This window comes from Bradyrhizobium sp. BLXBL-03 (genome assembly GCF_051853015.1).
GTDB lineage: Bacteria > Pseudomonadota > Alphaproteobacteria > Rhizobiales > Xanthobacteraceae > Bradyrhizobium > Bradyrhizobium manausense.
The window spans coordinates 8,018,262-8,031,776 of record NZ_CP182470.1; the positions used below are offsets into that span (position 1 = coordinate 8,018,262).

Sequence of the window (13,515 nt, forward strand, 5' to 3'; positions counted from 1 at the left end):
CTATATGACGATCATGCGCCCGCAAGACATCCTGCTGCCAACTGCTGACGGCCTGTGCTGCAAGCCCGGCGGCTTCCATATCGATCCGATCCGCCCGGTCGAGCGGGCATTGATCACCCACGGCCATTCCGACCACGCCCGCGCCGGCCATGGCGCCGTGCTGGCGACGCAGGAAACGCTCGACATGATGCGGCTGCGCTACGGCGAGAATTTTGCCGGCTCGACGCAAGTCATCAGCTATGGCGAAGAGCTCCGGCTCGGCGACGTCAAGGTCAAGTTTCACCCGGCCGGCCATGTGCTGGGCTCGGCGCAGATCGCGGTGACAGCCAAGGACACCTGCATCGTCGCATCAGGCGATTACAAGGATGCGCCCGACCCGACCTGCGCCCCGTTCGAGCTGGTGCCTTGCGATGTCTTCATCACCGAGGCGACGTTCGGCCTGCCGGTGTTTCGGCACGGCGATGCGGCCCTCGAGGTGAAGAAGCTGCTGGCCTCGGTCGCGCTGTTTCCCGAGCGCGCCCATCTCGTCGGCGCCTATTCGCTCGGCAAGGCCCAGCGTGTGATCGCGCTGCTGCGCAAGGCAGGCTATGACGCGCCGATCTATCTGCATGGCGCGATGGAGAAGATCACCGCGTATTATCAAAGCCGCGGCATCGACCTCGGCGAGCGGCGGCCGGCGATGGGCATGAAAAAGGCGGCACTCGCCGGCACCATCACGCTCGCGCCGCCTTCGGCGACATCGGACATCTGGGCCCGGCGCTTCCCCGATCCCGTCACCGCCTTCGCCTCGGGCTGGATGCGCGTGCGCGCCCGGGCGCGACAGGGCGGTGTCGAGCTGCCGCTGGTGATTTCCGATCACGCCGATTGGGACGGCCTCACCGCGACCATCGCGGCGACCGGCGCCGGCGAGATCTGGGTCACCCACGGCCAGGAAGATGCGCTGGTACATTGGTGCAAGACGCAAGGCCTGCGCGCCCGGCCGCTCGATCTCGTCGGCTATGGCGACGAGGACGAGGGCGAGCCTCCGGCGCGAAGCGAGGCCGAGGCATGAACCGCTTCGCCGAACTGCTGGACCGCCTTGCCTACGAGCCCGGCCGCAACAACAAGCTGCGTTTGCTGCAAGGCTATTTCCGCGAGGTCGGCGATCCCGACCGCGGCTACGCGCTCGCTGCGCTCACCGGCGCGCTCAGCTTCAAGCATGCCAAGCCTGCGCTGATCCGCGATCTCATCGCATCGCGCACCGATGAGGTGCTGTTCGGCTTGAGTTACGACTATGTCGGCGATCTCTCGGAAACGGTCGCGTTGATGTGGCCGAAGACGGCGCTGGCCGCCCACAACAACCCGCCGCCCCCGACCCTGACCGAGGTCGTCACCACGCTGCGCACGCTCGGCAAGACCGAGCTACCGAAGCAGCTCGAGCGCTGGCTGGACGAGCTCGATGAGACCGGCCGCTGGGCATTGTTGAAACTTGTCACCGGCGCCATGCGCATCGGTATCTCCGCGCGGCTGGCGAAGACGGCAGCCGCGGCGCTTGGGGATAAGGATCCCCATGAGGTCGAGCTGCTCTGGCCGGGCCTCAGCCCGCCTTATCTCGACCTGTTCGCCTGGCTGGAAGGTCGCGCCGAAAAGCCAGTCAATCGCGATCCCGCGCCGTTCCGGCCCGTGATGCTGGCGCATGCGATCGAGGATAGTGATTTTGCTTCACTCGATCCCGCCGATTACATCGCCGAATGGAAATGGGACGGCATCCGCGTGCAGGCGGTCGCCGGCCGCGATGAGCACGGGCAGATCACCGCGCGGCTCTATTCGCGCACCGGCGAGGACATCACGGGAAGCTTTCCGGATCTCGTGCCGTCGCTGCGCCTGCCCGGCGCGATCGACGGCGAGCTCTTGATCCTGCGCGAAGGCCGCGTGCAGAGTTTCAACGTCCTGCAGCAGCGGCTCAACCGCAAAATTGTCTCGCCGAAGCTGATCAAGGATTTTCCGATTCACTTGCGCGCCTACGATCTGCTCGGGGATGACGAGAACGATCTGCGCGAATTGCCCTTCGCCGAGCGGCGCGAGCGACTTGAGACCTTTATCGGCAAGCTCGACGATCCCCGCCTCGATCTCTCGCCCACCATCCCCTTCGCGAGCTGGGATGCGCTCACCGCCGCGCGCGCCGATCCCGCAAGGGCCGGCGCCGGCGAGGATGCCGACGCCGTCGAAGGCGTGATGCTGAAGCGGCGCGATGCGCCCTATCTGCCGGGACGGCCGAAGGGGCAGTGGTGGAAGTGGAAGCGCGATCCGCACATCATCGATGCCGTGCTGATGTATGCGCAGCGCGGCCACGGCAAGCGCTCGTCCTATTACTCCGACTACACGTTTGGTGTCTGGACCGAAACCGACAATGGCGAGGAACTGGTGCCGGTGGGGAAAGCCTATTTCGGCTTCACCGACGAGGAACTGCTGCAGATCGACCGTTTCGTCCGCCGCAACACCACGGAAAAGTTCGGCCCCGTCCGCCATGTCGTGCACGAAGGCGACAAGGGGCTGGTGCTGGAGGTGGCGTTCGAGGGCCTGCAGCGCTCGCCGCGGCACAAATCCGGCGTCGCCATGCGCTTCCCCCGCATCAGCCGCCTGCGCTGGGACAAGCCGCCGCGGGAGGCCGACCGGCTGGAGACGCTGGAGAAGATGCTGAAAGCGGACGAATCCCTACCAACAATTAAGGTCGCAGCCTCCGCAGACGGCCATTGACGGCCTGTTGTGGGTTCCCCATGTCCCCCGCCGTGACCTATAATCGGGGCTAGCCCCCACGAGGAGTTTGAGATGGCCCACGACGTCAGAGATTTGCCGGCCGGCCACAGCGATGGCCTGCACCGCTTTCTCGGCGGCTCGCCGCTGGCGGTCGCGTTTCGCCTGGTGCTGCTCTCGATCCTGGTCGGCGTCGTGCTGGCGGCGATCGGCTTCGACCCCTGGAATATCATTTACAGCATTCGCCTGCTGTTCCAGCGTCTCTGGGATCTCGGCTTCGACGCCGTGAACTGGCTGTGGCGCTACTTCCTGCTCGGCGCCGTCATCGTGATCCCGATCTGGCTGTTGTCGCGCATCTTCGGCTCGCCGCGCCGCTGAGGCGCTCTGAAATGCGCGGCCGGCGCAAGCACGCCATGCCGGCCACGATGGTGCATTCGGCGCAGGGCTCGGATACACGCACCTGATGCACGCCCCGGTTCATCCCAAAGTCGGCAGCCGCGAGGTCTTCGCCATCGCGGGTCCCGCGATGGTCGCGAACCTGACGACGCCGCTGATCGGCGTGGTCTCGACCACCGCGATCGGCCGGCTCGACGATGCCGCGCTGCTCGGCGGCGTCGCGATGGCGTCGGTGATCTTCGACTGCCTGTTCTGGCTGTTCGGCTTCCTGCGCATGAGCACGCTCGCCTTCACCGCGCAGGCGCTCGGCGCCGGCGAGACGCGCGAGGAGACCGTGATCCTGGTGCGCGGCTTCATCGTCGCCGGCCTGATCGGCGGCGGACTGATCCTGCTGCAACTGCCGCTGGCCGGCGTGCTGTTCGATGTGATGGGCGGCAGCGCGGGCGTGACGCACGCCGCAAAAACCTATTTCATGATCCGGATCTGGTCGTCGCCCTTCGCGTTCGCCAACTATGTCATCCTCGGCTGGCTGGTCGGGCTGGCCCGCGCCAATCCGGCGCTCGCGCTGCAAGTCGTCATCAACCTCATCAACATGGCGGCGACGATTTTGCTGGTGCTGGTCTACGACACCGGCATTGCGGGCGCGGCGATCGCCGCGCTGCTGTCGGAGGGCATCGGCTTCGTGCTCGGCGTTATCGTCTGCCGCCGCTATGCGCATGGCGGCTTCGCCGTGCCCCGCGCGATGCTGTTCGACCGCACCAGGCTGATGCGGCTGTTGGCTGTCAATTCCGACATCATGATCCGCACCGCGGCACTGATCGCCGTGTTCCTGTTCTTCACCGCCAAGGGCGCGCGGGCCGGCGACGTCACGTTGGCCGCGAACTCCGTGCTGAACAATTTTCTCCTGGTCAGCGCCTTCTTCCTCGACGGCCTCGCCAATGCCGCGCAGCAGCTCTGCGGCCGCAGCTTTGGCGCGCGCGACGCCAAGGGCTTTGCGGATTCGACCCGGCTGGTGCTGCTGTGGGGGCTCGGCTTTGCGCTTGTTGTCGCGGTGCTGTTCGCGCTGTTTGGGCCCGATATCATCAGCTTCATGACGGCGAGCGAGGACGTCCGCCGCGCCGCACGCGAGTTCCTGCCGTTCATCGTGATAGCGCCGATCCCCGGCGTGTTCGCCTTCGGTTTCGACGGCATCTATATCGGCGCCACCTGGGCGCGCGAGATGCGCAATCTGATGCTGGCTTCGCTGGCGATCTTCTTGGGCGTGTGGTGGGCGCTGCAATCGTTCGGCAATGCCGGGCTGTGGGGCGCACTGCTCGCGTTCTATGTCGCGCGCGGCGGCTTGCAGGGCGCACGGTATCCGGCGCTGTATCGAGCGACGTTCGCGAAGTCGTAGCCCGGATGCAGCGGTGCTTACATCCCAGGCCAGTCTTCCGCCGTCAGCGTGGCCGCATCGGCGCCGACGATCTCGGACAGCGAATCCCGGCCCGTGCGCAGCAATGTCGAGGTCAGATCGCGCTTGATCTCGTCGACGAGGCCGAGGCCCTTATAGACCAGCGACGAATAAAGCTGGATCAGGCTCGCGCCGGCGCGAATTTTTGTCAGCGCCGCACCGCCGGAGTCGACGCCACCGACCCCGATCAGCGGGAAGGCGCCCTCGACCCGGACGTAGGTCTCCGCGACCATGCGCGTCGACAGCCGGAACAGCGGCCGGCCGGACAGGCCGCCCTGCTCTTTCGCCCGCGTCTGCTCGCGCAACGTGCTCGGCCGCGCAATCGTCGTATTCGACACGATCATCCCGTCGACCTTGCGCGAGCGCGCGACCTGGACGACGTCGTCGAGCTGGGCGAGGCTGAGGTCGGGCGCGATCTTCAGCAGCACTGGCGTGTCGCCGGCCTTCTGCCTCACACGCTCGCGCGCATCGATGACGCGTCCGAGCAGATCGTCGAGCAACGCGCCTTCCTGCAGATTGCGCAGGCCCGGCGTGTTCGGCGAGGAGACGTTGACGGTGAAATAGCTTGCGACGGGTGCAAAGGTCTCGATCAGCTTGACGTAGTCACCGACGCGATCGGGCGAATCCTTGTTGGCACCGACATTGACGCCGACGATGCCGCCATTGGCCGCGCGCGCGGCGAGCCGGCGCAATGCGACTTCCGCGCCGTCGTTGTTGAAGCCCATGCGGTTGATGACAGCCTCGTCGCGCTCGAGCCGAAACAGCCGCGGCCGCGGATTGCCCGCCTGCGGCTTCGGCGTCACCGACCCGATCTCGACAAAGCCGAAGCCGAGCCGCAGCAGCGCGTCGGGCACCTCGGCGCTCTTGTCGAAACCTGCGGCCATGCCGATCGGGTTGGGGAAGTTGAGCCCGAAGGCGCGCACGGCAAGCTTGGGATCATCGGTACGTGGCTTCACCGGCGGCAGGAAGCGCAGGCCCTGGATGGCGAGGCGGTGGGCGTCCTCCGGATCGAGCCAGCGCAACACCGGCAGCGAGAATGCATCGAAGGCGCGGATCACGGGGCGAGCTCCGGTGTATCGTGGCCACCATCGGAGCGTATGTTGAGGTTCATCACCGAGAGCACGGCGCCGAGATCGAGCTCGCCATACAGATGCGGAAACAGTTCGTCATTGCGCGAGCGCTCCCAGCGCAATTCGCTGCCGAGCGCATCGCCGTCGACCTCGACCAGGAACAGCGCGCGCTGGCCGGAATAGTGCTTGCGCAGCGTCTCAGGCACCTGGCTCGCGGTCGAGAAATGGATGAATCCATCGCGCGCGTCGTCCGCGCTGCCCCGGTACACGCCCTGCCGTTCCGCCTCGCGCCAGGCCGAGGCCGGACAGATTTTGTAGATCTTGACCACAGATTGCCGGAGCCCTGTTTGCTCTTCGACTCAGCTCTTTGAGTCTCTTGGTTTTTTCGTCCCGAACGGGTCTTCAAAACCCGGCGCGACCGTAAAGGCGGCCCCTTCCGAACTCAAGTCCTAGAGCCTTTTCCCTTCCGATTTCATCGGAACGGGTCTCTAGATTCTTGTTTTGACGCGTTTTCTTGACGCGAACCGGTACCCACCACTTCGCTTGAAAACGCTTCCGCCGCCCTCTTGCGCGAAAAACGGAAAACCGGTTGATTTGAGGATAGTTTTCCTGAGTTGCGACGGGCTGGACCTTCCATGGTCAAACAGGCCAAAGCGCAGAGGATGCTGACCCACGACCAGATCTGGGCCGCACTGGACCGATTGGCCGCGCGCGCCGGATTGTCGCCATCTGGCCTTGCCAAGCGGGCCGGGCTCGATCCCACCACCTTCAACAAGTCCAAGCGCGTCACCACCGACGGCCGCGAGCGCTGGCCCTCGACCGAATCGATTGCGAAGGCGCTGGCGGCAGCGGACTCGTCGATCGAGATCTTTGCCAGGCTCATCGACGACGAATCCGGCGACGGCCGCACGATACCGCTGCTCGGCTTCGCACAGGCGCCTGCGAGCAGCGCGTTCGACGAGCAAGGCTCGCCGTCCGGCAAGGGCTGGAGCGAAATCGCGCTGCCGATCACTGACGACGTCAGCGCCTTTGCCCTGGAGATCGCCGGGGATTCGCTGCTGCCGGCCTATCGCAACGGCGATGTGATCCTGGTCTCGCCCGGCGCGCCGGTTCGCAAAGGCGACCGTGTGGTGGTGAAGACCAGGGCGGGCGAGGTCATGCTCGCGACGCTGAAGCGCCGCACGGCAAAGGCGCTGGAGCTGCAGCCGCTCGACGCGACGCTAGGCGAGCGGACGATGCCGGCGGGGGATGTCGCGTGGGTGGCGAGGATTGTTTGGGCGAGCCAGTGAGTCAAACTCAATGTCGTCCTGGCGAAGGGCAGGACCCATTACCCCAAGAGGCAAATGCAGCGCCCAACTGTTCACTCCGAGTCTTCGCCAAGCCAGATTCGGTGGTTATGGATCCTGGCTTTTGCCAGGACGACGTTGGGGAAAGTGGTTGCGCCTCCAGCGCAGGTAGGTAGCCCGGATGGAGCGAAGCGCGATCCGGGACAGGTCGTGCATGTTGCGAGAACCCCGGATTTCGCTTCGCTCCATCCGGGCTACAAGTGCCCTCACGCACTCCGTGCCAGCGCGCCGTCGATCATGTTGACCGCGTTCTGCACGCCGTAGACCGCGACGAAGGAGCCGAAGCGCGGGCCCTTCTCCTGGCCGAGCAGCACCTGGTAGAGCATGTTGAACCAGTCGAGCGTGACGCCGGGACGGCCGTCCTTGCCCTTCTTGGCCTGATCGAGGAACGGCTCGCGGCGGCCGATCTCGTAGACGACGTTCTGGATGTCTTCGGCCGATGCATCCGCCGGCAACTGCGACAGCGCATCGCGCAGGTCCTGCAACGCGGCGCGCTCGCTGTCCGTGGGCACGCGGAACTGCTTCGTCGGTGCGACGAAGTCGCGGTAATAGTTGATGGCGTAGCCGACCATTGCATCCAGCTTCGGATGCGTCTGCGGCGACACGCCGGGACGATAGCGACCGATGAAGCCCCACAGCGTCTCGGCGTTCTCCGCATTCGACGACGACACCAGCGTCAGCAGCAGCTGGAAGGTGACGGGCATGTCGCCTTGCGGCGGATGGCCGCCATGGATGTGCCAGACCGGATTGCCGAGCTGCTGCTTGGCGTCCTGCCTGGGGAAGCCATCAATGAATTGCTGATAATCGTCGACCTGGCGCGGGATCACGTCGAAGAACAGCCGCTTCGCCGCCTTCGGCTCGCGATACATGAACAGCGACAGCGATTCCGGCGAGGCGTAGCGCAGCCACTCGTCGATGGTGAGGCCATTGCCCTTCGACTTCGAGATCTTCTGACCCTTCTCGTCGAGGAAGAGCTCGTAATTGAAGCCTTCGGGCGGCATGGCGCCGAGCGCCCTGGCGATGGCGCCGGAGAGCTTTACGGAATCGATCAGATCCTTGCCGGCCATCTCGTAGTCGACGCCGAGCGCGACCCAGCGCATCGCCCAGTCGGCCTTCCACTGACACTTGACGTTACCGCCCGTGACTGATGTTTCGACCTCCTCGTTGGTATCAGGGTCGACATAGGTCACCGTACCGGCCGCGACGTCGCGGCGGATCATCGGCACCTGCAGCACGACACCTGTCGTCTTGCTGATCGGCAGGAACGGCGAATAGGTTGCACGGCGATCCGGCCCGAGCGTCGGCAGGATGGTGTCCATGATCTTGTCGTAGGCGGCGAGCATCTTCAGCAGCGTCGCGTCGAAGCGGCCCGACTTGTAATAGACGGTCGAGCTCGCGAATTCGTAGTCGAAGCCGAAATGATCCAGAAATGCGCGCAGGCGCGCGTTGTTGGCATCGCCGAACGAGGGATGCTCGTTCGAGAACGGGTCCGGCACCGCGGTGAGCGGCCGTCCCAGATATTGCGCCAGCAGATCCTTGTTCGGCACGTTGTCAGGCACCTTGCGGAAGCCGTCCATGTCGTCGGAGAAGGCGAGGAGCCGCGTCTTGATCTTGTCCTCGGTCAGCACGCGGAAGGCATGGCGCACCATCGAGGTGCGCGCGACCTCGCCGAACGTGCCGATATGCGGCAGGCCGGAGGGTCCGTAGCCGGTCTCGAACAGCACCTCGTCCTTCGGGCTTTTCTTCAGCCGCGCGACAATGGCCTTCGCCTGCTCGAACGGCCAGGCGTTGGATTGTTCGGCGAGCGCACGAAGATCGCTCGGGCTCATGTTCGGGTCGATAACGGACATCAAGGGGCCTCCGGGCCGCGGAAAATAGCGATTTCCGGGCAGAATGCAAAAATGGTCTCGGTCGTCATTCCGGGGCGATGCGTCCGCATCGAACCCGGAATCTCGAGATTCCGGATTCGCGCTTCGCGCGCTCCGGAATGACGATGGTTGGCTAGAACGGGCTCACCGAAAAATACTTCAGCCACAGATCGGTGTAGCGGCCTTTTTCCCAGACGCGGAACAGGGCCCAGTTCAGGGCCTGGCGCAGCACGTCATTGCCCTTGCGCACGGCGATGCCGATGCCTTCGCCGAAGAAGCGGCTCTCCACGAAGGGACCGCCGGAGAAGGCGCAGCAATCGCCTGAGTCGGTGCCGTTGATCCAGAACGCCAGCGAGATGGCGTCGCCGAAGATGAAATCGACCTCGCCCTTGCGAAGCGCGGCGCGGAGCGCGTCGTCGTTCGGATAGGGGTGCAGCTCGGCGTCGGTGAACATCGCCTTCAGATAGGCTTCATGCGCGGAGCCCGCGATGACGCCAACCTTCTTGCCTTCGAGATATTCGGGGCGAATCTCCGGCATCACCGCATCCTTGCGCGAGACGAAGCGCGCCGGCACACGGTAATAGGGATCAGTGAAGTCGACGCGCGCGCGCAGCTGTGGGCTCACCGCCATGGAGGCGATGATGGCATCGCCCCGGTTGGAGCTGAGCGCATCGACCAGCGTCTCGAAGCGGCGCATTTGCACGGTGCAGCTGACCTTGATCTCCTCGCACAGGCTGCGGGCGAGATCGACATTGAAGCCGGCCGGATTGCCGTCGGCACCGGTGAAGTTGAACGGCGGATAGTCGGTCTCGGTCAGGAAGCGGATCACGGTCAGGCGCGACAGGTCCGGCCGCTCCGGCCGCCGCCGCGGGTCCCAGAAGCCCGGCACCGCCTGGGGAGCGGCTTGGGGTGCGACCGGGGTGGTGGCCTGAGGCGCCGCGGCAGGTTGCTTGGCGGGGGCCTGGGCCCTTGCCGAGGACAAACCTGCGAGCAGGCAGGCCGTGACGGCCAGCCCCGTCAGCAAGCCACGGGCAGATTTCGACGATTTCGCCTGTTGCGATGGAGCCATCGGCCGGAGATGCATGAATTTCGTTGGGATCGGAAGGCCTTATAGACCATCCGGCCGGGAACGCGAGCCGAAATGCACTCCTCCCCCCGCCTGCGGGTGTCCCTACAGGTACTTCTTCAGATCCGCCGCCGCCTCTTCCGGGGTCCGCTTCAGGTTGAACGGCGAGACGAAGCGGCCGTCGCGATCGATCAGGTAGATCAGCGCGGTGTGGTCCATGGTGTAGTCGCCGTCCTTGGTCGGGACCTTCTTGGCATAGACCCGGTAGGAGGTGATCACCTTGGCGGTCTCGGCGGGATCGCCGGACAGGCCTTCGAGATGCGGATCGAAGCTGGAGAGATAGTCCTTCATGGTCGCGGGCGTATCGCGCTCCGGATCAACCGAGATGAAGACGGCGTTGACCTTGTCGGCATCCTTGCCCATCGCGCGCAGCACTTCCGACATCTCGAACAGCGAGGTGGGGCAGACGTCAGGGCAATGGGTGTAGCCGAAGAAGATGAGGGTCGGCTTGCCCTTGAGGCTCGCCTCGGTGACGGTCTTGCCGTTCTGGTCGGTGAGCTGGAACGGGCCGCCGATCGCGGCCGGCTGCGCCACCTTGCTGACCCCGCCCATGGCCCAGAATATGATGAGGAGCCCGAGGACGAGACTTGCGGCGAAAGCGGTCGCGATCACCAGCGGACGGGCAGTGGAGCTCATGAGCGGGAAACTTCCTGTCGCGGGTCAGAAGCAGGCGGCAAAGCCAGTCCTGATCATTTCGAAGAACACCTGGGTGCCATAGTGGAACCAGAGCGCGAGCGCGCCGATCACGAGAAGCCCACCGACGCCAGCCCCTGTCCACAGCAGCACAGACGGCGCGCGCCCGGCAGTGGGCGAATTGTCCCTTAGCGAATGCGCCTGGTGCAGTGGTTGAGCCATGACAAGGATCGGGTTCCCTGCCTTTGAAATAGGCGCTCGGGCGTGGCCGGACAAGCGGAACGGGGCTGGCGGAGATCAATTGGTGATGAGTTCTCCCGTCATGCCCGCGCTTGTCCCGGGCATCCACGAACCTCCTTTGCGTGCCCAAAAAACGTGGATGGCCGGGACAAGCCCGGCCATGACGAAGGTGAGCGTGAGAAGCGAGGGACTACCTTGCCGATGGCTTGTTGGCCGAGGCTTGCGCGTCCATGTAGCAGGGCTTGTACATGGCCTGGAGCTGCTTGCCCCGCAGGAACAGCATGTGCGGCGTGAGGCCACCACGCTGTGAGATCCAGCGCTTCACCTGCGAGGGATACATCGCATAGAGCATCTGGGTGGCTTCGGGATTGGTGATGGCGCGGCCGTTGCTGCCGAAGTCCCAGGCGGCGTGGAAGCCGAGCGTGGCGTGCGAGGTGACGCAGATGCGGTCGTGCGGGATGGCGCCGAGGACGATGGTGCAGGCGGAGGCGCAGAGACCGTCGATGATGACGGTATCGCCTGACTGCCTGAGGTCCTGGTATTTGTCGACGTAGGTTCCGATCCGGCCGCCACGATCATCCGCGATCCGAACCACCGCGTGAGACGCCCCCATGCAAGCGATCAGGCAAGCCGCCGCAAGCAACCCCGTCAGAAACTTCATTGGCCCCCGCCCCAGTCGTTTTCGAATCTGCGTGTCAGGTGGTGATGCGCGCCTAGCGTCGGTCGTTACCGTGGTTTTGTCTAGGCAGGCCGGCTCGCTCAAAACAAATTCAAATCCAGTGTTGCGTCCGCGCTGCACTCCGCCTGGCTCAATCCCAAAGTGGAACAAGTTAACGATGCCTTACGCGACACGTCCTTGATCTCAGTTACGGCAACGGGCTTCAATTCCGGACAACTACAGGGGGGAACTCATGACCGACCTTCGGGCTGACCAGGCGGACGTCATTGTCGTCGGCGCAGGACTATCCGGGCTGGTCGCAGCGACCGAGATTGCCGATGCCGGCAAGCGCGTGATCGTCCTCGATCAGGAAGGCGAGCAGTCACTCGGCGGCCAGGCGTTCTGGTCGTTCGGCGGGTTGTTCCTGGTTGATTCGCCGGAGCAGCGCCGGCTCGGCATCAAGGACTCCTTTGATCTCGCCATGCAGGACTGGCTCGGCACCGCCGGCTTCGACCGCGACGAGGACTTTTGGCCGCGCCAATGGGCGGAGGCCTATGTCGCGTTTGCCGCCGGCGAGAAGCGTGACTGGCTGCGCGCGATGGGTCATCGCATCTTTCCCGTGGTCGGCTGGGCCGAGCGCGGCGGCTATGACGCAATGGGCCACGGCAATTCGGTGCCGCGCTTTCACGTCACCTGGGGCACGGGCCCCGGCATCGTCGAGCCGTTCGAGCGCCGCGCGCGCGAGGCCGCCAAGAGCGGGCGGCTGATCTTCAGGTTCCGCCATCGCGTCGATGCGCTGTCGATCACCAACGGTACCGTTGACGGCGTCAGCGGCGCGATCCTCGAAGCGACCAATGTCGAGCGCGGCAAGAGCTCGTCGCGCGCTATCGTCGGCGAATTCGCGTTGAAGGCGCAGGCCGTGATCGTCGCCTCCGGCGGCATCGGCGGCAATCATGATCTGGTGCGGGCGAACTGGCCCAGGCGGCTCGGCGATCCCCCGAAGTTCATGATTTCAGGGGTGCCGGAGCATGTCGACGGCCGCATGATCGGCATCACCGAGAAGACAGGCGCGCGGCTGATCAACCGCGACCGCATGTGGCACTACGTCGAGGGCATCCAGAACTGGTCACCAATCTGGCCGCGCCACGGCATCCGCATCCTGCCCGGGCCCTCCTCGATGTGGTTCGACGCCACAGGCACGCGACTGCCGGCGCCGCTGTTTCCCGGCTCGGATACGCTCGGCCAGCTCAAATACATCATGTCGACGGGGTATGATTATTCCTGGTTCGTCCTGACGCAGGCCATCATCAAGAAGGAATTTGCGCTGTCGGGCTCGGAGCAGAACCCCGACCTCACGGGCAAAAGCTGGCGCATGACCTTGCGCCGCGCCACCAACAAGGGCGCGCCGGCACCGGTGGAGGCGTTCAAGAGCCACGGTGTCGACTTCATCGTGCGCGACCGAATCGAGGACCTCGTCGCCGCCATGAACAAGCTCGCCGGCAACGATCTGCTCAAGCTCGCGCACGTCAGGATGCAGATCGAGGCGCGCGACCGCGAGATCGCCAACCCTTACGTCAAGGACGCGCAGGTGATGAACATCCACAATGCGCGGCGCTACATCGGCGACAGGCTGATCCGCACCGCGCCCCCGCACCGGATTCTCGATCCCGCGCAGGGACCGCTGATCGCGGTGAAGCTCAACATTCTCACCCGCAAGACGCTGGGCGGCTTCGAGACCGACCTCGACTCGCGCGTGTTCGGCGCCGAGGGCAGCGTCATTCCCGGATTGTATGCGGTCGGCGAAGCCGCAGGCTTCGGCGGCGGCGGCGTGCACGGCTATCGCTCGCTGGAAGGCACCTTCCTCGGCGGCTGCCTGTTCTCCGGCCGCAATGCCGGGCGTGCGGCAGCGAAAGCGGTGGGATAGGCAGGACGCATGCGTCATCGAGGATGCATGCGCCGCCGGCAACGCATGCGTGCCCGGGGTGGCTCAGCTTG

13 protein-coding genes are annotated in these 13,515 nt (G+C 65.1%); 6 read left to right on the top strand and 7 right to left on the bottom strand.

The features are described 5' to 3' along the window. Positions 1-13: 13 nt before the first annotated feature. From ACNJX9_RS37805 to ACNJX9_RS37820, 4 genes are all read left to right on the top strand, one after another. On the top strand, positions 14-1,051 hold the full coding sequence (locus ACNJX9_RS37805) for a ligase-associated DNA damage response exonuclease (protein ID WP_439410206.1): 1,038 nt from the start codon (positions 14-16) through the stop codon (positions 1,049-1,051). Then, the gene (locus ACNJX9_RS37810; protein ID WP_439407161.1) at positions 1,048-2,736 is read left to right on the top strand and encodes an ATP-dependent DNA ligase; all 1,689 of its coding nucleotides are present in this window, start codon (positions 1,048-1,050) and stop codon (positions 2,734-2,736) included. The genes ACNJX9_RS37805 and ACNJX9_RS37810 overlap by 4 nt, the downstream gene beginning before the upstream one ends. Positions 2,737-2,808: 72 nt before the next feature. Continuing rightward, positions 2,809-3,111 carry a DUF6460 domain-containing protein gene (locus ACNJX9_RS37815; RefSeq protein WP_057742640.1) on the top strand — a complete coding sequence of 101 codons (303 nt, stop codon included), beginning with the start codon at positions 2,809-2,811 and terminating at the stop codon, positions 3,109-3,111. Between the two features lie 85 nt (positions 3,112-3,196). Next, on the top strand, positions 3,197-4,522 hold the full coding sequence (locus ACNJX9_RS37820; RefSeq protein ID WP_439407162.1) for an MATE family efflux transporter: 1,326 nt from the start codon (positions 3,197-3,199) through the stop codon (positions 4,520-4,522). 17 nt (positions 4,523-4,539) lie between these two features. Here the strand turns inward: ACNJX9_RS37820 and ACNJX9_RS37825 are convergent, their stop codons facing one another. Beyond that, complete coding sequence (locus ACNJX9_RS37825; protein WP_220004145.1) at positions 4,540-5,637, bottom strand: quinone-dependent dihydroorotate dehydrogenase; 1,098 nt, start codon at positions 5,635-5,637, stop codon at positions 4,540-4,542. Continuing rightward, on the bottom strand, positions 5,634-5,978 hold the full coding sequence (locus ACNJX9_RS37830) for a DUF952 domain-containing protein (RefSeq protein WP_057742634.1): 345 nt from the start codon (positions 5,976-5,978) through the stop codon (positions 5,634-5,636). The genes ACNJX9_RS37825 and ACNJX9_RS37830 overlap by 4 nt, the downstream gene beginning before the upstream one ends. 306 nt (positions 5,979-6,284) lie before the next feature. Between ACNJX9_RS37830 and ACNJX9_RS37835 the strand changes: the two genes are divergently transcribed. Continuing rightward, positions 6,285-6,938 carry a S24 family peptidase gene (locus tag ACNJX9_RS37835; RefSeq protein WP_439407163.1) on the top strand — a complete coding sequence of 218 codons (654 nt, stop codon included), beginning with the start codon at positions 6,285-6,287 and terminating at the stop codon, positions 6,936-6,938. Positions 6,939-7,201: 263 nt separating this feature from the next. On the opposite strand, the gene ACNJX9_RS37840 is transcribed toward ACNJX9_RS37835, so the two are convergent. The 5 genes from ACNJX9_RS37840 to ACNJX9_RS37860 all read right to left on the bottom strand — a co-directional run bounded on the left by ACNJX9_RS37840 (position 7,202) and on the right by ACNJX9_RS37860 (position 11,523). After that, positions 7,202-8,845 (bottom strand): lysine--tRNA ligase, encoded by a 1,644-nt coding sequence (locus ACNJX9_RS37840; protein ID WP_439407165.1) that lies wholly within the window; start codon positions 8,843-8,845, stop codon positions 7,202-7,204. Between the two features lie 151 nt (positions 8,846-8,996). After that, positions 8,997-9,932, bottom strand: coding sequence for a transporter substrate-binding domain-containing protein (locus ACNJX9_RS37845; RefSeq protein ID WP_057742663.1), 936 nt, complete (start codon positions 9,930-9,932; stop codon positions 8,997-8,999). 102 nt (positions 9,933-10,034) lie between these two features. Then, a complete protein-coding gene (locus ACNJX9_RS37850) occupies positions 10,035-10,625 on the bottom strand; it encodes an SCO family protein (protein WP_057742628.1) in 591 nt (196 codons plus the stop codon). 24 nt (positions 10,626-10,649) lie between these two features. Continuing rightward, positions 10,650-10,844 carry a hypothetical protein gene (locus tag ACNJX9_RS37855; RefSeq protein ID WP_439407168.1) on the bottom strand — a complete coding sequence of 65 codons (195 nt, stop codon included), beginning with the start codon at positions 10,842-10,844 and terminating at the stop codon, positions 10,650-10,652. Positions 10,845-11,052: 208 nt separating this feature from the next. Then, complete coding sequence (locus ACNJX9_RS37860; RefSeq protein ID WP_057742624.1) at positions 11,053-11,523, bottom strand: hypothetical protein; 471 nt, start codon at positions 11,521-11,523, stop codon at positions 11,053-11,055. Positions 11,524-11,773: 250 nt separating this feature from the next. On the opposite strand from ACNJX9_RS37860, the gene ACNJX9_RS37865 reads away from it, so the two are divergent. Further along, on the top strand, positions 11,774-13,444 hold the full coding sequence (locus ACNJX9_RS37865; RefSeq protein WP_439407170.1) for an FAD-binding dehydrogenase: 1,671 nt from the start codon (positions 11,774-11,776) through the stop codon (positions 13,442-13,444). The last annotated feature ends 71 nt before the right edge of the window (positions 13,445-13,515 follow it).